Here is a 20818-nt window from a genome sequence, read left to right on the forward strand (position 1 = left end):
AATACAAGAAGAAATTTACGCATCAATACTTTCGAGATAGGTCTCTATATCGGAGGCTTTATAATAAATCTTACGCCCGGTTTTTTTATACGCTATCACTTTATTATCGCGCATATTTTGCAAAGTACGCCTACTTACATTTAACAGTTTACACACCTCCTCTGTTACATACCAACGATCCTTAAAGCCATCATTCTTCGACACACTAATACTTTCTATCTTATCATTCAAGTGATCAATTTTACCCATTAGCTTATTAAAAAGATGCTCATCTACTATTACTACTGTTTTGCTCATTTTCAACTATTTTTAATTTGTTTTTATGTTTTATGATAATTCAAACCTAAGCAACACAACGCAATAGGAATATTGAATTAAAACTTGTCAAATCGTAGAAGAATTTAAAGCATTTTAGCGTATCGTATTTTTGGTTATTTAGATGTGATTATTTGAGCGAAATTGAATAATATTGACTACATCAAAAAAAAGGCTTATTACCTTTTAGTACTATATATTACCATTTGTTACCATCTGATATTCAGAGATATTAATATATGTTAGCATTTGTTTGTATTGCTTTTTTATTACACTTTATTTCTTTATAATTGACATTAGAACCAAGAAATAAGAACCGAAATATGACATTTAAAAGAACAATTTTAAAGCAAGAATTAGCAGAAAAGTTATTTCCTCAAAGCTCAAATAATAATGCTGCCATGCAGCTACTCAGAAAAGAGATAAAACTATCTCCAAATTTGCAAAATAAGCTTAATATGATCAGCAGAAATAGACGTACTCACTATTATACTCACAAAGAATTGGAGGTAATACTAGAACATTTCTGTATTGAAGCAGAGGAATTTGAAAAACTATAAGCCCCTTGGTACAAAAAAAGCCTCAAAAGCCACGAAATTAAGCTCAAAAGCAATATCTGATACAATAATCAGACTGCTTTTGAGTGCTTTTTCATGCTTTTTAGCGTTTGTAGAGTATAATTAGATATTATACAGACTATATCATACTTGCTTTATAGTACTTTGTCTTTTTTGTAGATAATATTTAGAGTACTTAGTAAAAACTGCAGCTAATATTTATCGAACTTTGAGACTGCTTTTTGCTTAACTGAGCGTGCTTTTTGCAAATCCTCCTTGTATCAATAGTAAATTAGCTTATATAAGACATGCTCACCGATAACATTGTTAAGTGCCAAGAGTATATTCAGTCTTTATACAATAAATTTTAAGTAGTAAGTGGAGTAATTAAGTTCTGTGAAAAGAAATAAAAGTATTGCAGAATAATATCTAAAGCCTTTTGATCACCCAAGCTAAAGAATGATCTTTTTATGCCTTCAAAACCAAAAAGTTGAATTTGTCTTCATACCAAAAATAAACGTGCTCATTATTATACACATAAAGAACTGGAGGTTATATTAGAACTCTTTTGCATTAGTCAAGAGGAGTTTGAGCGGCTATAAATTCCTTTGCAATACCCTTTCGGGTATAATTCAGCACAATGCAAGGCTAATTATACCTGCAAGGGTATAGTTTATTGATTTCATCTGCTCCTCATATTAAGAATGCTGTCGTAATATATGAGCACGCCAGACAAATCCTGTTGAATATTTAGTATCTAGGGATGTGGTAAATTATAGTATACAACTATATTTCAAAGGAATACAATATAAATAACACTTATTCTAAGTCTTACTCTTTAAAGGATACCCAACACTTCTGTAATTACTTTTCATAAAAACATTTAATTAATAATTGTTTTTCATGGAAAGTAATTGTTTTTCATGTTAACTAACAGAATAAATTCCTTTATTAATTTACCGGACACAAAAGTTGACCTTCTTATTAAATTATTAAATCAAAGCAAAGGAAAATTATCAAATAAAAAGAGAGAAAATCATTTTGAAGAACTTACAAAAGAAGAAGTTTTTATTATTGAGAATAATTATAAAGAGATCTTTATAAGCTAAATTTTATTTCTTTTAAACATCAGGTTTAACTCTCCTAAAGTGAGTAGTTCTTCCATTTCAAAACATAACGAGAGTAATATTGCGAATATTTACTCTCGTTAAATCTTCTCAATTCCAAACGTCAAGTTTTCTATTCAAAAAACTTGACAAAAAGCCATTTTTAGGTTCCAATCCTTTTTACTAGGTTTGGAGAGAAGTCAGTACTTATAGTTTTTTTCTATGCAGAAAAGTGTGCAGAAAAAATGCAGAAAAAATACTAAACAAATTGCACGATGTTATTATACTTGGACTATATAAACATTTGTTTTTAGGTAAAGTATTGTCTTTTTAGTTGTACCTTTATATGAGTCATTTAAAATATACATCAAAGCTACAACAGGTTGAAGATTTACATTAAAAATATGGTTTGTATACGCTGCCAAATAGTAGTAAAATCGGTGCTTGAGAAATTAGCTCTGCCGTATGTTTATGTAAAAATTGGAGAGGCAAAAATTATTGGCAAATTATCTGCCAATAAAATTAAGGAACTAGATGTAGAATTAAGAAAATCTGGACTCCTTGTGATGGATGATAAAAGAAGCATTCTGATTGAAAGTATAAAAAATGCCATAATAGCATTGGTGCATTATACCGATGATCAGATAAAGGTTAACCTATCTGATTATTTAAGCGAAAAACTTAATCACAACTATACCTATATGGCTAATCTATTCTCAGAAGTAAACGGTATAACCATCGAAAAATTCTATCTCGCCCACAAAATTGAAAGGGTAAAAGAACTCATTGTTTATGATGAGCTTAATTTATCAGAAATAGCTTATAAAATGCATTATAGCAGTGTGGCTCACTTATCTAATCAATTTAAAAAAATTACTGGTCTCACCCCATCGAGCTTTAAAATTATGAAAAACAAAAGGCGCGACACACTTGAAGATGTGAATGATGTAAATATTTCATAGAATATTATAATACTATTTAAGTACTATGTTACGAACTTTTCTATCCAATTTTAACTACATCTAAATGTAGTTAAACAACAGATAGATTGTATGAATATATTATTAATTTACCCCCAATATCCAGATTCCTTCTGGAGCTTTAAGCATGCACTTAAGTTTATTTCAAAAAAAGCAGCAGTTCCACCGCTTGGCTTAATTACCGTTTCGGCATTACTCCCATCCACATGGCAAAAAAAGTTGATTGATATGAATGTAACTTCGTTAAAAGACGAAGACATTTTGTGGGCCGATTATGTTTTTATCAGTGCAATGTACATTCAAAAACAATCGGTTAATTACATAATAGAAAAATGTAAAAAACTAAATAAACCCATGGTAGCAGGGGGTCCTCTCTTTACCCAAGAATATAAAAACTATCCGCATATAGATTATTTTGTGCTGAATGAAGCCGAGATTACCTTACCTATTTTTATGGCCGATTTATCCATTGGGAACCTTAAACCAGTATACCAAACCGATAAACATGCAAACCTTAATTTAACACCAATACCAGATTATCATTTATTAGATATGAAAAAATACGCCTTTATGAATGTGCAAATTTCGAGAGGCTGTCCTTTTTCGTGCGATTTTTGCGAAATAACCTCTCTATTAGGGCATCAGGTTAGAATGAAAAGTCCAATTCAGTTCCTCAAAGAACTTGAAACGCTATATAAGCTTAACTGGCGTGGTTCTGTCTCTATTGTTGATGATAATTTTATTGGTAATAAAAAGGAAATAAAATTGGCGTATCTACCCAAGATAAAACAATGGATGCACAAGCGAAAGTATCCATTTGTTTTTAACATACAAAGCACCATAAACTTGGCCGATGATAAAGAAATGCTCGCTCTTATGGCGGCAAGTGGTTTTACATCTACCTTTATAGGTATAGAAACGCCTGATGAAGTATCGCTGCATCATTGTAATAAAACACAAAATAAAAATAGAGACTTAATACAATCCATACAGGCCATTCAAAAAGCCGGACTACAAGTTTCAGGAGGTTTTATTGTAGGATTCGACAGCGATACCCCTAGTATTTTTGAGCGACAAATAGACTTTATTCAAAAAAGCGGCATTGTTTCGGCAATGGTAGGTTTATTAAATGCCCCTAAAAACACACTATTGTATCATCGTTTATACGCAGAAAACAGATTAACAAATGAGTCAACTGGAAACAATACTGATTCTTCCATTAATTTTATCCCAAATATGGACTATGATGAATTAATATTAGGGTACAAAAAAATTATCCGTTCCATTTATGCATCTAAACCCTATTACAAAAGGGTAAGGCAATTATTTGCAACCTATAAGCATAATAATTACAATCAAAAAAGAATTAATTTTTCGCTATTAGGTGCGTTCTTTAAATCTGTTTATTTAATTGGTATTATCGACAAGGGAAGAATGGAGTATTGGAAACTACTGGCATGGACCTTGTTTAAAAAACCGACGCTACTTATAGATGCAATTACCTTTGCAGTGTATGGTTACCATTTTAGAATTGTTTATGGACTATAAATAAATGCCTCTATTAAAAAATGTGTGAATGATGTAAATAAAACATTCAATTGTATAATACATTGGCTTTTACAATAAGATACCTTTAATTACTTAAATAGGCATCTATGCAAACTCCAGAAATTGAAAAAGCGAAATCTCACATTTTAATTGAAATTATCGAATACATTTCAAATTCGGTGGTGAGCAAAACTATTATTCGTAAAACAACGGGGAATGTAAATGTAGTTGCTATTGATACAGGCGAAGCATTGGCCGAAAAAACTTCTCCCTTCGATACCTTTATTCAAATTATCGAAGGTACTGCAGAAATTATTATTGATAAAAAATCGAACATGCTTAATACGGGTGAGGGAATAATAATTCCGGCCCACACTTCTAATAACATAATAGCCAAGGGGCGATTTAAAATGATTTCTACTGTAATTAAAAGCGGTTACGAATCAATATGACAAAGTAGTAAGAATCTGATCAATTAATACAGCTAATAATAGACAGATGAAAAACCAGAACACCATAAAAACATCTGAAAAATCAATAATTTTTCAGCTTAAAAAACAGCATAAGCAAAAACAGAATGAACTAATAGCTCGAAATAAAAAGCTTTTGGCAATAATTGGGCATGACTTGAAAAATCAGATGAGCACAACTATCAGTTTTTTGAGTCTCTTAAAGGACGAAATACTTGATTTAGATACAATCAAAATTAAACAATACATCACTTTCTCATTACAGGCGGCCGATAATACAGCATCCATGCTCGACAATCTCCTTGAATGGGCTAACTCTAAAAATATAGGCAAATCATACCAACCCGAATATTTTGTTTTTAATGACATTTTAGTTGATGAAATGAAGAACATTAAATTATATGCCTCCCAAAAGCACATAGGTATAAACTCTAAGGTTTCTGAAGAAGTAGAAATTTATGCTGATAAAAACATGGTTAAAAGCATACTGCGTAACCTAATAAATAATGCCATCAAATTCTCTTTTGAATATGGGCATATTGAAATTATGTCGGCAAAGAATGATGATTTTTTAGAGGTTACCATAAAAGATTATGGAGTTGGGATTAATACTGAAATGATGAGCACCTTAACCAGCACTAAAAACAACGAATCGTCGCTGGGTACCAATGGAGAAGCAGGCACTGGCTTTGGACTAAAGCTATGCAAAGAGTTTATAGGACTGCACATGGGAAAAATATGGAACGCTGATAATATGAATCAGGGCAGTGAAATAAAATTCACGCTACCTGTATCGCCTCAATAGTAAACAATTAATAATGTTAATACATAGGTTATGTCAAAAGATAAAGAAAGTAAAAAAAACAACAAAAAGGCTCCTGCAAAAAACTTAAAAGAGAAACGTGCTGCCAAGGAAGCCAAACGAAAAGCAAAAGCAAATAAAACTGAAGTACAATAAGTATAAATAAGCATCAAACTTGGCCACACATACTCCAAAATAAACAACCATTGCATTTGTGTAATGGTACTAATTTTTACGTTATGAAAATTGCATTTATAGGCACCTATCCACCACGCGAATGTGGTATTGGTGCATTTACACACGACCTGTATAATTCAATTGTAAACAATAATAAAAAATCTGAATTTACAAACGAAGGATTTGTAGTGGCAATGAATGATTATACAAACACCTACAAATACCCCAAAGAGGTTAAACAAATTATTAGGCAAGAACGCCAAGAAGATTATTTACAAGCTGCAAAATTCATCAATCATAGTGGTGCCGACGCTTGTGTGCTAGAGCACGAATTTGGTATATTTGGCGGACAAAGTGGTGTTTACATTCTACCCCTACTGCACCGACTTGAGATTCCTCTAGTTGTAACACTACATACTATTTTAGAAACACCTAGTTATAACGAAAGGGCCATTTTAGCAGCCATATGTAAGATGGCACAAAAAATTGTGGTGATGAGTCATAAGGCCATCGATTTCTTAACCAGTATTTATGATGTTACTGCAGAGAAAATTGAATTTATAGATCATGGGGTGCCTGATATTAAATTCAACGCAAAGCAGTCTAAGAAGGAGTTAAAACTCGATAACAAAAGAATGCTGATGACTTTTGGTTTCGTTGGTCGCAATAAAGGTATAGAAACCGTAATTAAGGCTTTGCCAGCTATAATTAAAAAACATGCCAATGTTGTTTACATGGTATTAGGAAAAACTCACCCCAATATATTAAAATATTCTGGCGAAGAATATCGAATATATTTAATGCGCCTTATTAAAAGCCTTCATTTAGAAGAACATGTAGTATTTATAAATGAGTTTTTAGATGTAAATGATCTCTTTAAATACTTAGCAGCTGCCGATATTTATATAACACCTTATACAAACAAGGCTCAGATTACTAGCGGAACCCTTTCTTATGCAGTAGGTGTGGGATCTGCCGTAATTTCAACACCTTATTGGCATGCCGAAGAATTATTAGCCAATGGCAGAGGTAAACTATTTGATTTTAACGACGCTGAAGCTTTGGCTATCCAGGCAAATGATTTGTTTGATCATCCTTCAGAACTCAAGCTACTTAAAAGTAAAGCCTCAGAATATGGGAAAAGTATTACCTGGCCCTTAACGGGCATAAAATATATTAACCTTTTACAGCTAGCTATTAAAAATAATACTGGCAAAGTTGAAAAAAAAGATACCATATTAGATCTGCTTATTATGCCACCCTTTTCACTTGCTCACATTAATCGTTTAACGGATGATACGGGTATAATACAGCATGCAAAATTTGGTATCCCCAACCTAAAAGAAGGGTATTGTTTAGATGATAATGCTCGTGCTTTATTGATGGCATTAATGAGTTATCGCCAAATAAAAGATGAACAGGCTTTGGAATTGTGCCCAATCTACTTAAGCTATATCCATTATATGCAAAACAATGATGGAACTTTTAGGAACTTTTTAAGCTTCAATAGAAATTATTTAGACGAAGTAGGGTCTGAGGATTCTTTTGGACGCACTATTTGGGCTTTGGGTTATTTAATGGCTAATGCGCCCAATGATGCCTATTACCAAACGGGCAGAGAAATATTTTTTAATGCAGCTCCTCATTTCGACAAATTAACAGCAATCCGAAGCATTGCAAATACAATAATTGGGTTGTGCTATTACCTCGAAACAAACCCCGGAGATGATGCACTAATCGAAAGATTAAGAGCTATGACGCAGAAGCTAATGATGCACTACAAACAAAATAAATCGAAAAACTGGGATTGGTTTGAACCTTTGTTAACCTACGACAATGGTATTTTGCCTTTATCCCTTTTTCATGCTTCGAAATATTTAAATGATGATAGTGTATTGGAGGTAGCCATTAGTAGTATGGATTTTCTGACTTCGCATACGCTCACCGAAAGCTACTTATCGGTTATTGGTAACGAAAAATGGTATAAAAAAGATGAGCATCGTTCGGTATATGCCCAACAACCTGTGGATGCTATGGCCATGGTTTTAATGTATCATCAAGCTTACTTAGTTACCAAAAACAAAGAATACCTTAACAAGCTATACACTTCGTTTTTATGGTTCTTAGGGGAGAATGATCTTAGAATGAGTTTGTACGATTTTGAAACCAATGGTTGTTGCGATGGATTTGAAAGCTATGGCGTTAATCGTAACCAAGGTGCCGAAAGTTCCCTAGCTTATCTTATTTCTCATTTAACTGTTTTGCAAGCTTATGAAGAGTTTCATAAACATGACGAATCTATTTCTTATATCAAGAAAACATCATTTGAAACAACAGATGCTTAATAATATATAATCATGTTAGTTAAACGATATAACAACAATCCTATTCTTACTAAAGATGATGTTCCTTATCCAGTAGCAACAGTACATAATGCTGCTGTGGTAAAGCATCAGGGTTTGTATATTATGATATTTAGATCGCACAAGCCTAATGGAAGAAGCATTTTAGGTAAAGCCACAAGCACAGATGGGTATACTTTTAAGGTAGACAATGCTCCTTTTATGACACCTGCAACTCAAGGTGAATTTAAAGAATACGAAGCCTATGGAATTGAAGATCCGCGAATCGCGTTAATTGATGATGAATACTTAATAAGCTACAGCGCATATTCAAAACATGGTGTACGCATAGGCTTAGCCAAAACCAAAGATTTTGAAACAATTGAAAGGTTCTCGCTAATAACTGAGGCCGATTACCGAAATGTGGTACTTTTTCCTGAGAAAATTAATGGCCTTTATGCACGTCTCGATCGTCCTCATTCTGAAATATCACCATGGTCGATCTGGATATCCTATTCTCCAGATTTAAAATTCTGGGGAGAATCGAAACTAATTATGAAACCCTTGCAATATCATTGGGATGAAATGAAAATAGGTCCCGGGGCAACTCCCATAAAAACACCTAGAGGCTGGTTAAATATATATCATGGTGTTTTCCCTACCATGGATGGAAGTGTTTACCGCTTAGGGGTAGCATTACATGACATAAACGATCCGTCTCAGATTATAGCTGTTGGAGATGACTGGATTTTGCAGCCAGAAGAGCAGTACGAGTTGGTAGGTTATGTGCATAATGTAGTGTTCTGTTGCGGTGCAGTTGCTGAAGATGATGGAAGTGTGAAAATATATTGGGGAGGTGCCGATAGCGTAATGTGTGTAGGAACTGCGTACATTGAATCTTTAGTTGATCATTGCTTAACAAGCAGTAGACCTGCAATGTAAACGCTATAAACTTAAATAATACAGCTATCAGGCTGATATATTATCATTATTGGCCTACTACTAATTAATAAAGCAAGAGTCATATTTCTTACACAAGCGATTCTATGTAAAAAGTTGATTCAATTACTATTTAACCTTAAAATTATAATCAGATGAAAATAGCGATACTAGCACCAATAGCATGGCGTACACCACCTTTGAGATATGGACCGTGGGAACAAGTTGCTTCAAATATAGCAGAAGGTTTAATTGAAAAAGGTATGGATGTAAGCTTATTTGCAACGGGAAACTCCCAAACCAAAGGCAAATTGCTATCGGTATGCGAACATGCGTATGCCGAGGATTCTAGTGTAGATCCTAAAGTAGCAGAGTGTTTACACATTAGTAATTTAATGGAACAGGCCGACCAGTTTGATATTATTCATAATAATTTCGACTTTTTACCCTTGAGTTATTCTCGCCTTATTAAAACACCAATTGTTACCACTATCCATGGTTTTTCTTCGCCAAAAATAATTCCGGTGTACAAAAAATATAATAATTCGAGCCATTATATTTCAATAAGCGATTCTGATCGTAATCCTGATCTTAAATACACAGCCACTGTATATAATGGAATAAACATTAACGAATTTATTTTTAAAGGTGAGCCTGATGATTACTTGTTGTTTTTTGGAAGAATCCATCCTGATAAAGGTACTTACGAAGCTATTAAGATTGCAAAAAAAACCAAACGAAAACTTATTATAGCTGGTTTTATACAAGATCAAGAGTACTTTAACCAAAAGGTAAAACCGTATATTAATAATGAAGATATAGTGTACGTAGGGAATTCGGGTCCTACGCAACGCCTAGAATTATTAAGCCAAGCATGTGCCCTCTTACATCCCATAAGCTTTAACGAACCTTTTGGCCTAAGTGTGATAGAAGCCATGGCTTGTGGCACTCCCGTTATTGCCTTTAACAAAGGCTCTATGCCCGAGTTAATACTTCATGAGAAAACCGGATTTCTTGTTACTAATATTGATGAAGCAGTTGATGCCACAGCACAAATTCACGACATCAACAGAGGTGATTGTACTAAATGGGTAGCATCTATGTTTAGCCAACAAAAAATGATAGAAGGCTACTTAAAAGTATATAACCAAATATGCTATGGAGAAAATTGATGTGCTGATCCATTAGGACCATTCTGTCTCTATAATATTAAATGATGCACTATCTGTTTTTGATAAGCAGATAGTATATGATTAAATAGCTTAACGTTGCTCAAGTATAAGCAATACCTAATTTTATTATAAGGATTTAAGCCCCTCTTTTCTTTCTCTGCAATTAAACCTGTTTTAGCTAAATAATTAAGCAATGCCTCGTTGAGTTCGCTCTCAGTTATAAACCTATGCATACTAAGTATTTCCTGAACGAATCCATCTACTTTAAACTCAATAAAATTATACTCAGGAAAATATTTTAAAGCAACAAACAAAAAGCTAAATACATCCAAAGGTTTATTCTGTTCTACATGTGCACCTTTCTGAATACGCTCAGATATTCTATCTTCTTCCAAGGCTATCTCATCTTTTATATGAAGAAATTCATCGTCGGCTATTTCAAACAAGGCCGAAAGTCGGTTAATCCTTCTTTTAAGGCTATGCGGTATGCTCTTTTTGTATTTAATTTTATGATCTAAAACACTCCAAGCATCCTGAATAATTGTTCGTATTTGTAGTTCAAATTGCAACTTATAATACATGTTGCTTTCAGAAACTCTGCTCCCATTCTTCTTTAACTTTAAATCTAGATGAAGACTTTTGTAACCAAATTTATCCTCGGTTTTTTCTAACAGTAAAGTTTTATCAGTAATATCTACCTCGTGAAATGTTTTGTATAACTCTTTTCTTATTTTTTCTACATCTTCTAAATAATAACAGATTACTCTGATACCTATAAAATCAGATAAATAGTCGATTATTTTGTAAGTGGTATTCTCTGAAGTAATATTGGGTAAGTATTTTCTTTCAAATTTGGTAATGCTTTCTTGGAAATCCTTAACTCTTCCTGAAATGGACTCAACACCTTTAATGGAGCCTATTTGATCTATTAGAAATGTTAATGCTGACTGGTAGTATTCATTATTAGCTTCATATTGCTCCTTAAACTCAATAATTTTACCCTCTAAAACATTCATATTTTGGTGTTTTCAATTGCAATAAGAAATTCTAGTTCTCGAGCTTAGAAAAGAAATTTATTCCTAAAAAATCATTACTAAGCTATTCTTGCAGCAAAAAGTTCCTTATTCAGGAACTTTTTTTATGCTATTGCTATTCGTTTTGGCCCTTTATCTTTGGCTTCTTCTTTCTTAGGGATACTAATATCTAGAATACCGTTTACATAGGAAGCTTTAATACCATCATCTTTTACACTGTTTGGCAATGTGAATGAACGAGTAAATGAACTGTAGCAAAATTCTCTTCTGGTTATTTTTTCAGTATCATCCTCTTTTTTATTCATGTTTTCTGAAGAAATAGTCAGTACGTTGTGATTCAGTTCAATCTTAAAATCTTTCTTCTCCATACCAGGAGCGGCAACTTCAATATCAAACTTATTCTCATCTTCTTTAACATTAACAGCTGGTATATAAACACCTACACTATACTTGTCATCTGCCCATAACGAACCTGAAAAATAATCATCAGTCCAGCCTGGGTGTAATGTTGCATTTTTCAATTTTGGAAACATGTCGTCTATATTTAAAGTTAATACTACAATTTTTTATCAAAAATTATTCTTGCAAGTATAACCATACCCGCTACCACCAGTAGAATATTCACATTTTCGGAAGTCTCGAAACCAAAATATAATATTCCCCAGATAACGAAAAGTAACATGGATATGATATATAATAAATTTTTCATCTGCTAATAGTTTTATTTATTTCACAATCCCTAACAAACAGAATAATTATTTGCCTTTAATAGCTGCTAGCCTTACTTGCTGGGAACTTAATAATAATTCATGCATTATAAAGTTAAGCTTAATCAAGATCCATCTCATTACATATAACTGATAATAAGTTATATAATTCACACATTTAATGTATCTAAATCCATTATTAGGAGTATTAAAGCTTACTATAGCATAGATCTATTTTAGCAGTTAAAAATTGAAGTGATTACTCATTTTTTATTTCTCCAGCTTTTTTTAAGGTAAGCTTTGTGATAATAGGTCCAATTAATTCATTAATAATTGTAGCACCTATTATGGTCGTTAAAAGTACTTCAGAAATATCTGAAAAGATTTCGTTCTGACTAATACTAAGTACTAATCCGATTACAACACCTGCCTGAGGCAATAATCCACCGGCAGTGTACTTGCGTATTGAGGTATCGGCCTTAGCAGCACGTGCGCCTATATTTACTCCAATATATTTACCTACAATTCGAAGTCCCACAAAAATACTTATTAAAAATATAGACTGCGGTATAGTTGTAAAATCGAGGTGTAAACCGCTTAATAGGAAAAAAATAAGAAATATCAATTCTTCAGTATATCGCTCAACAACCTTAAATATTTTTGTATGCTGATTACTTCTATTCGCAATCATAAGCCCCAAAGTCATATTCGCAAGTAATTCATCCACCTGCAGAAGCTTAGAAGTTCCCAAACATAGAATAAGCATTGAAGTAATAATAACAATCCATTGCCCTTCAGTTTTAATTTGCAACATTTTTGAAAGCAAATTCATTAACAAGGCTATTCCTGCTCCCAAAAACATAGCCATTGATATACGGTATACGGCATTTAAATGAGCATTTTCAACCATTTTATGGTCACCCAAAAACATGGATAGTATACTGATTACAATACTAAATAAAATAATACCCACCGCATCATCTAAAGCCACTACACCTAGAATTGTATCTGTTACCTTTCCTTTAGCTTTATATTGATGTATTACAGCTAAAGTTGCAGCAGGAGCTGTAGGACTGGCCAACACACCTAATAATAAAGCTAATGATAAATTCCCTATTGAACCAAAAGGTAATAGTGAAGGAAAAATTACACCGAAAATAAATACAGTTAGAGCAATCAATATAAATGGAATTATACTAGCCAATACGGTAATATTAACTATCTCCTTTTCGTGTATCTTTATCTTGGACCACTTTAAAGCTCCACCAACTTCAAATGCGATAAAAGCCAAACAGATATCCATTAAAGGTTTTGTTGTTTCTATTGTATCTTGCCCTATTAAATGTGATGTATTAGGACTTAACGCCACTCCAACCAAAATATAACCTACAATTTTAGGAAGGCCAATTTTATTAAGCATCCACCCTGCTGTATACCCAAGAATAAGTAATACCCCAATATCAAGTAATACATTCATTAAATACGAATTAAATGGTGAATAGAAAATTAGATTATCTATTAATTTTACTTAATGAAGTTTGATTAAAGTTACATCCAAAATATGTGAGTAATACCTTTATTTTATTGTTCTTTTGCAAATTTTCATTCCGTAGCTATGGCTAAGCAATAAGAAATTGAACTTTGCCACTGATAATCAATTTATCACTCTCGCCCCAGTACAACATTAAACAATTTCAATAAGTTACGGCTTTGCAACATAACATAAATGCTTAATTTTTAACTAAAAAACACTAATAAGTATATCGGCCAGAGAACTTTAATATTGCTATCAATACATACAAAAACATTAGGTTTTCTATAGAAATATGTAATATGTGTTAACTCAAAACTAGATGAATGTATATAGGGATAATATATATTAAACCTAATACAGGCCATATCATAATACACTTCCAAGGCAGTACACTTACATAGAACCACTTAACTCATCAAGAAGTTCTTTAAGATTTACTGTTGCATACGTAGACGAATAGTCTGACATGGCGTATGGTATAATTAATTCACCATTGTGCACCATTGAACCACATGAATATACTACGTTCGGTACATAACCTTCTCTTTCTTCTGAATTTGGTATTAAAAGTGGTGTTTTAGATCTTCCTATTTCAATTTCAGGATTATTTAAATCATACAATGCCGCACCTAATACATACTCGCGCATTGGGCCAACACCATGGGTTATTACCAACCATCCTTCTTCCGTTTCAATAGGAGAACCGCAATTCCCAATCTGAATAAGTTCCCATGAGTATTTGGGTTGTTGTAATATTTCTGCTTCTCTCCAAATGGTAATATTATCCGAAAAAGCAATGTAATTATTAACGCCATCTATTCTGCAAAGCATAGCATATTTTCCATTAACTTTTCGAGGAAACAAAGCCATACCTTTATTTTGAGCAATTTCACCGTGCAACGGACTTACCTTAAAATGATAGAAGTCTTCGGTTTCTAGTAGTTTAGGCAAAATGGTAGTTCCGTCAAATGCTGTGTAGGTGGCATAGTAGGTTACTTTATTATCTTCATCTTTAAATTTAACAAATCGTGCATCTTCAATTCCATTTTTTTCGTTGGCTGATACAGGAAATATTACTCTTTCGGATATATTTGTATCTAACGAGAATTGAAGTTCGTAATGCGATGATGCCAACCATATTATTTGATTGTAAAGGTGTTCTTTATCTTTTGCCAAGTGCACAGATGTCCTTGTTTCTCTGATACATTTATGCAATTCCCCGTAAGTAAATTGATTGTTCAGTTTGTCTAAAATTAATTCAGGAGGTATAATGCTATGAAAATCTTGCATTTCTTCAATTTTACGGGCAAAATCTTCCTTGTTATAATTGAACCTCCAAATAGATTCGGCCTCCTCTAGTAAATTACCTGTTGGCTCAAGCGTAATATGGTCGTTTTCACTCAGCACCCCAGTTCTAAATACTATAGACGAGATATGACCTTCTCCTGTAGCTCTAAAGCTAAGAATTACTCTTTTATGACCATGCGCTATTTCTGTTTGGTCGGGATGGTCGACCATAGATGGATTAAAAAAAGCTGCTGATTCTATGGAATACTCCATTGTAAAAAAAGACCCAATTAATATTTTACTAGCGTACTCAATTGTATCAGGATCTATTTGCATGAACGTTAATACGTGTAAAACTCTATTAAAATGTTTCTCAAATATTTTAGAAATATTTCTATGTCGCATCGAGTAATCCCTTAAGGTCTGTTGCAAGGCAAATGAAGCGTCATTTTCATTCATATTTAAAACATAACGTATGATCTTAATAGCTCGCTCTTCACTTGTAAACATAAAACGTGCAATTACCCTACTAGGGTCTGGACTAAAAGTGATGTCTTTTCTATTTACAGATACCTTCATTTGGAGTATTCTTTAGATATAGAAGGTACTGATTATAATTGAACAAAAAGCTTTATTACAGGTAATTAATTGCTTATACCAATACTCCATCAACGGATAAAAACAATCTAGCCAATTTAGATCTATCCATAAGTACTTAGAATTATTTATTCTTCCGCTAAAACAGATTGCTACTAGCCTCCATTTTTTTTATAACTTACTTTTTCATTGAAATAATCAAAGGTTATTGGCAATAACTATCTCCACAAAATTACTCCTAAAACAATTAACTATTGTTGCGAATATTAGCTTTCTAATCAAAACAATATAGTTATTTAATAATAGGTTTTGGTAATAGTATATCGACGTAATCGCTTTCTATCCTTCTTACTCAAAAAAACTTGACAAAAAGCCATTTTTAGGTTCGAATCCTTTTTCGTACTTTTGGAGTGAAATAAGCTCATTAAAAAGCATTTGAAACAGCAATTTCAAGCCATTTTTGGTGGACTTACAGCGGACTTTAAAATTACAAAACACAAAGCGTTGATATACGGGCATTTGAAGCAAATTTTCAGTTCCCTCTCTCTCCGCAGATAAACTCTTTTAAGTAAGAATTAAGCAACCCAATTACATTAAGTGTAATTGGTTTTTTTTGTACCTTAATTTTACTTACTACATCAAAATTATTTTTTGGCTTGCAAAAAACAAACGCAAAAAAAGGAATGCAGATATCTATTAAATTTCACCGAATTACTACAAACATTGATCTGACTGAAATCTACCAACATTTAGATATTTCAGAATAGATGCAATAAAGTTAGGCACAACATTACTATGCAGACTTTTTAGCCCAGGGGAACGCCCTAATCTTAAAAGTGTAAATTCTATACTAAGTTAGTCAGTACAACCTTTTAATACATAGGAGTGTTATGTATAGAGTATTAACCTTCAATTATTAAAATCCATGAGAAATAAAGCAATTGCACTTTTGTTATTGTGTGTTGGCATAGGCTACAATGCTTATGCGCAGAAAATGAAAATGTCCACAACAATACCTGTTGGTATTGAGAATGCGAACACGATTGAATCAGAACATCTTGGTGAATTAAAATTTACGGATGGGGTTCCGCTACCTGAAACTACTGAAAAAGTTTATGATTATATTGATTTAATAAATGCGGTAGATGCCTATACTAAAGGGATTCATATTGCATCGATGGAAGCCATGAAACGTGGGATTCTTTCGATGGGTAAAGCCAATGAAACTGCATTGATATTTGAGGAGCTGATGGATTCAAAAACTCTGTTTCTAACGGCCAACACTACTTCGGTATACATGACATCGTGGTTAGAGCTTGGTGACGAACCAATGGTGATTGAAACTCCGCCTGATGTATTAGGAATTATTGATGATCATTATTTTAAATATGTTGCCGATTTCGGTCGTTTGGGACCGGATAAAGCTAAGGGTGGTAAGTTTTTAATACTACCTCCAAACTACAAAGGTGAGGTGCCGGATGGTTATTTTGTGAAGCAAGCAAATACCTACGGACACTGGATTATTTGGAGAGGCTTTCAGAAGGATGGCGACCCAATGCCAGCTGTTAACGCAACCAAAGAGACTTTTAAGATTTATCCACTATCAAAAAAGAACAATCCTCCGGAGATGAATTTTGTAAATGTATCGGGAAAACAATTCAATACCATTCATCGAATGGATAGCGAGATTTATAACGAAATAAATGCGGTTATTCAGTCGGAACCTAGCTTTGGCGAAAGTTCTGAAATTTTAGGAACGCTTGCTGCTATTGGTATTGTAAAAGGACAAGAGTTTAAGCCTGATGCACGTATGCAAAACATTTTAGACGAAGCGGCTAAAATTGGTAGCGCCATTGTTAGAACACAAATGGCTAAACCACGAAGTGAATACTTATATAAGTTTGAGGGTACGCAATGGCTCAATCCGCTGGCTTATAAAAGTTATTTGTTTGAACATGGTGGAGCCAAATTATTGGATGCCCGAAGTGCTTTTCACTTTTACGCTACGGGAATAACGCCTGCAATGTCGATGAAGATAATTGGAAAGGGCTCGCAATATGCAATTGCCTACTCTGATAAAGAGGGAAATACCTTTGATGGTAGTAAAACTTACAAATTTCATATTCCGGCAAATCCTCCGATGAAAGATTTTTGGTCGTTTACCATATATGATAACCAAACCAGATCGATGTTACAAACAGATCAGCAGTTCCCTGGTATTGATAACAACAAAAAAGGTTTGAAACAAAACAAAGATGGATCGTGGGATATTTTTATTGGCCCAAAGGCTCCGAAAGGAATGAAAAATAATTGGATACAAACAAACCCTAACAAGGGTTGGAATACAATATTCAGACTTTACGGTCCGCTTGAAGCATGGTTTGATGGCGAATGGTATCCGTCGGATGCTGAACTAGTAGAATAATTCAGATTGGATTTTCGCACCTGCTTAATAATGTATTACAAAGCCTCGATAGTTTGCTATCGGGGCTTTGTTGTACAAGAGAGTGTTCTGAAGCTATACCCCATTTAATTAACTTATTCGATGCTAGTATTTGATAAGAATAATTCTCCTTGGGCATTATACTCAAACTTATATTCTATAACCTTTGTAAGGTTCTTATCCACTTCGAATTCTTGACTATTAATGATATACTTTATATTATCGGTATAGTTACCACTATAAAACTCCATATATTTCAGCAATTTCCATTCCTCATCTGTTACATTGTCTTTGTTTTTTAGCAATGCTTTTATAACTGAGCACTTAGGAATTATTGGTAGTTGCTCATTCAAATCCCAATCGTAACTATCAATCAAATAAATCCTTGTTTGATTTTTAACACAAACCAATTCTTTTGTGTTCACATTTTCAAGACCTTCTAATTCAAGAGTATGTATTTCTGGAATAGTTAAATACTCTATCGCTTTATTTAAAAGAAATAAGCGCTTTTTTAAATTAAGGTCTCGCTCCTTACTCGTTTTAAATTTGATGGGAGTTACTATTTCTCTCTGTCCAGAATTAGGCACCTCGGTATTTTGGCCATATATCGACGGACATAGAACAAATGAGAGTATTATCAGTAACAAATATCTATATAATAAAAATTGTTTCATTGCTTCAATCCAAATTCTCCTTTTTCTATTTTGTATTATCCTCAAACCATGCTCCAACATAATTTGTTACTGTATCTAATGTTTCAACCAAACTATCTCTATTCCAATTAATATCATAATAGTCGTAACGTTCGTATAACAAATTGTACGCAGATTCGTGTAATCCATATTTCTTTAAAACATCAAAATCTTCTTTAGCTAAATCATTGGTTAATGTGTCGTATCTAAATTGAATTTGTAATAAATCATATAGAGTATCATTTACAAAATAAGGATCATACATTATGATTTTCTGTTTCTTAATTAAATTTACATCCTTAACTATTTCATAAATAATACTTTCATTTTCCTCTTTGCGTCTTCTATTCCAAAACTCTCTGTAATACTTGCTGTGAATCGTATCAAGGCTATAGGTGATTTCTAAACTGTCAAAAAGATCATAGAAATTCTTATTAATGCAGATATCTCGAATAAAGAAGTCATTGGATTTCATAAATTCACATGGGATCAAATTAAGATAGCCAATACATTTAAATGTCTCATTTACCATTTTTAAATTTGCTGGTATACGAATCCATTTATTCGTAGTCCAATCTCCATGAGCTAAATCAAAAAATGAAACCTGGGTTTCCTTGTAGTTTAGGTTCTTTTCTTGATTTAATTTTAAAGTACAAGAAATCATTAGTGTTAAGAATCCCGTTACATATATTAGTCTTTTCATTTTTTCCATCCGCACTGTCTACTTATCAATCAAATCCTGAATCTCATTGAAATGCAGCTCAATATGTCCTAAGTATCCCTCAATCATTTGACGAAGCGTTACAGTAAAATCCTCAAAGCTTTGCCACGAACTATTCAGTTTTGTTTGATCTACGGATTTTATCACCTGAATAATGTGCAAATTATAATACTTCCACATCTGAATTGTTGTGTTCCAATCTGCATTTTGATAATCTTGTATGGCAATCCATAAGTCATTATCCTGCTGATAATCTGGAAATTCAAGTTTATCGATATACTGTAAACGAACCATGCGCTGATGATTGTTTGAAGCAGAATCAATCAGATGACCAAGAATCTGTTTGATAGTTCTGTTTTGTGTATTTCTCTTATTTGAAATCGTATCAACTGGTAAATCAATTAATTTTTGTTCCCAAGTATCAATATACTGTAGAATGCCATTTGTAACATTTGAAAAATCCATTTCTATAATTGTTTGTTAAGGTTAAAATATCAAGTGCAGCGATAAGTTACTATCTACAATAATGATTGTAATATCATTATTGTAGATCAGCTTCAGCCGTTTTAATTATACGCCTTAATTCACTTTCTTTCTGCGTGCCTATTAAAATCTTTTTCCCGTTTATCAACTCTATGGCTAGTCCTTTATTACCGCTAATATTATAGGTGGTTCCGTATTGTGTCCCAAATCGAATTCCCCAACCACCAACAAATCCATAATTCACTACTTCAGCTTTTCTGATCTCACTGAATTGAATTCTCTTTGTAACAAATGGGGCAAAGCGCATGCTAATTCCGTTTTCATCAATGCTGGTTGTAAGTTTTATGGTTAAAAAAAGTACGATTAATACAAACATCATTATTGAGAATATAATAAGTCCAAAGTCCGACATTGGATTATTCCCAAATTTTTCGCCCAATATTAGTTGTTTATAAACTCCATAAATTGGTATCATCCCAATTATAGTTATAATCAGCCAAAACCACCATTGTCTGAATTTCTGTTCTTCTTTATACTTAATCATTGTGTTCCAAGTATTCATAGATTCTAATTTTATATCATTAAAATATAAAAAATTGCATCCTAATTTTCCCAAAAAACTGATTCATTTCTTCACTATTTGTAAAAGATTCAAACCGGTTTAGAAGCATAAAGCCCTTTTTATAGACTTTAATTTTTCTGATACTTCCCCCAGGTAATCGATACCAAACTACTACAGGTTTAAGCCATCCTCTAAGTGGATGATACCAAGCTACTGGAAGTTTTTAGCGTCCCCTAATATATTCAACTGCTCCCCTAGCGTATTCATATCGTCAGCGAGAGTTATATGCAGTCCCCCAGGCAAATGACAACAAACTACTAAAGGTTTGGGCCGCCCCCGAAACCAATGAC

Annotated in this window: 19 protein-coding genes; 10 read left to right on the plus strand and 9 right to left on the minus strand. The window is 33.1% G+C overall.

What is annotated here, in order from left to right:
* Positions 1-15 precede the first annotated feature (15 nt).
* A complete protein-coding gene (locus QMO11_RS06365; protein ID WP_068473093.1) occupies positions 16-297 on the minus strand; it encodes a helix-turn-helix domain-containing protein in 282 nt (93 codons plus the stop codon).
* Between the two features lie 341 nt (positions 298-638).
* Here QMO11_RS06365 and QMO11_RS06370 point away from each other — a divergent pair, with 341 nt between their 5' ends.
* The 9 genes from QMO11_RS06370 (at position 639) to QMO11_RS06410 (ending at position 10408) form a co-directional block, all read left to right on the plus strand.
* The gene (locus QMO11_RS06370) at positions 639-875 is read left to right on the plus strand and encodes a DUF4248 domain-containing protein (protein WP_282036534.1); all 237 of its coding nucleotides are present in this window, start codon (positions 639-641) and stop codon (positions 873-875) included.
* A gap of 1507 nt (positions 876-2382) precedes the next feature.
* Positions 2383-2940: a helix-turn-helix domain-containing protein gene (locus tag QMO11_RS06375; protein WP_282036535.1), complete on the plus strand. Its 558-nt coding sequence runs from the start codon at positions 2383-2385 to the stop codon at positions 2938-2940.
* Between the two features lie 90 nt (positions 2941-3030).
* Positions 3031-4506, plus strand: coding sequence for a B12-binding domain-containing radical SAM protein (locus QMO11_RS06380; protein ID WP_075603142.1), 1476 nt, complete (start codon positions 3031-3033; stop codon positions 4504-4506).
* A 107-nt stretch (positions 4507-4613) separates the two neighbouring features.
* The gene (locus QMO11_RS06385) at positions 4614-4958 is read left to right on the plus strand and encodes a cupin domain-containing protein (protein ID WP_075603141.1); all 345 of its coding nucleotides are present in this window, start codon (positions 4614-4616) and stop codon (positions 4956-4958) included.
* A 46-nt stretch (positions 4959-5004) separates the two neighbouring features.
* A complete protein-coding gene (locus QMO11_RS06390; RefSeq protein ID WP_075603140.1) occupies positions 5005-5781 on the plus strand; it encodes a sensor histidine kinase in 777 nt (258 codons plus the stop codon).
* Between the two features lie 30 nt (positions 5782-5811).
* Positions 5812-5934 (plus strand): hypothetical protein, encoded by a 123-nt coding sequence (locus QMO11_RS06395; RefSeq protein ID WP_262506914.1) that lies wholly within the window; start codon positions 5812-5814, stop codon positions 5932-5934.
* A gap of 83 nt (positions 5935-6017) precedes the next feature.
* Positions 6018-8300 (plus strand): glycosyltransferase family 4 protein, encoded by a 2283-nt coding sequence (locus tag QMO11_RS06400; protein ID WP_075603139.1) that lies wholly within the window; start codon positions 6018-6020, stop codon positions 8298-8300.
* Between the two features lie 12 nt (positions 8301-8312).
* The gene (locus QMO11_RS06405; RefSeq protein ID WP_075603138.1) at positions 8313-9239 is read left to right on the plus strand and encodes a glycoside hydrolase family 130 protein; all 927 of its coding nucleotides are present in this window, start codon (positions 8313-8315) and stop codon (positions 9237-9239) included.
* 152 nt (positions 9240-9391) lie between these two features.
* The gene (locus QMO11_RS06410; protein WP_075603137.1) at positions 9392-10408 is read left to right on the plus strand and encodes a glycosyltransferase family 4 protein; all 1017 of its coding nucleotides are present in this window, start codon (positions 9392-9394) and stop codon (positions 10406-10408) included.
* Between the two features lie 29 nt (positions 10409-10437).
* On the opposite strand, the gene QMO11_RS06415 is transcribed toward QMO11_RS06410, so the two are convergent.
* From QMO11_RS06415 to QMO11_RS06430, 4 genes are all read right to left on the minus strand, one after another.
* Entirely contained in the window at positions 10438-11424 is a 987-nt protein-coding gene (locus tag QMO11_RS06415) for a GTP pyrophosphokinase (RefSeq protein ID WP_282036536.1), read from the minus strand.
* Between the two features lie 122 nt (positions 11425-11546).
* A complete protein-coding gene (locus QMO11_RS06420; RefSeq protein ID WP_075603135.1) occupies positions 11547-11975 on the minus strand; it encodes an Hsp20/alpha crystallin family protein in 429 nt (142 codons plus the stop codon).
* Between the two features lie 433 nt (positions 11976-12408).
* A complete protein-coding gene (locus QMO11_RS06425) occupies positions 12409-13626 on the minus strand; it encodes a cation:proton antiporter (protein ID WP_282036537.1) in 1218 nt (405 codons plus the stop codon).
* 450 nt (positions 13627-14076) lie between these two features.
* Positions 14077-15549: a glycoside hydrolase family 130 protein gene (locus QMO11_RS06430; RefSeq protein WP_282036538.1), complete on the minus strand. Its 1473-nt coding sequence runs from the start codon at positions 15547-15549 to the stop codon at positions 14077-14079.
* Positions 15550-16492: 943 nt separating this feature from the next.
* Between QMO11_RS06430 and QMO11_RS06435 the strand changes: the two genes are divergently transcribed.
* Complete coding sequence (locus QMO11_RS06435; protein WP_282036539.1) at positions 16493-17992, plus strand: DUF1254 domain-containing protein; 1500 nt, start codon at positions 16493-16495, stop codon at positions 17990-17992.
* Between the two features lie 113 nt (positions 17993-18105).
* Here QMO11_RS06435 and QMO11_RS06440 read toward each other — a convergent pair whose 3' ends face one another.
* The 4 genes from QMO11_RS06440 to QMO11_RS06455 all read right to left on the minus strand — a co-directional run bounded on the left by QMO11_RS06440 (position 18106) and on the right by QMO11_RS06455 (position 20468).
* Positions 18106-18684 (minus strand): hypothetical protein, encoded by a 579-nt coding sequence (locus QMO11_RS06440; protein ID WP_282036540.1) that lies wholly within the window; start codon positions 18682-18684, stop codon positions 18106-18108.
* A gap of 25 nt (positions 18685-18709) precedes the next feature.
* The gene (locus QMO11_RS06445; protein WP_282036541.1) at positions 18710-19420 is read right to left on the minus strand and encodes a hypothetical protein; all 711 of its coding nucleotides are present in this window, start codon (positions 19418-19420) and stop codon (positions 18710-18712) included.
* Positions 19421-19423: 3 nt separating this feature from the next.
* Entirely contained in the window at positions 19424-19888 is a 465-nt protein-coding gene (locus QMO11_RS06450; protein WP_282036542.1) for a hypothetical protein, read from the minus strand.
* Positions 19889-19964: 76 nt separating this feature from the next.
* A complete protein-coding gene (locus QMO11_RS06455; RefSeq protein WP_282036543.1) occupies positions 19965-20468 on the minus strand; it encodes a hypothetical protein in 504 nt (167 codons plus the stop codon).
* Positions 20469-20818: the final 350 nt, after the last annotated feature.

It is taken from the genome of Saccharicrinis aurantiacus (assembly GCF_947489045.1).
In the GTDB taxonomy this organism is placed as follows: Bacteria; Bacteroidota; Bacteroidia; order Bacteroidales; family Marinilabiliaceae; genus Saccharicrinis; species Saccharicrinis aurantiacus.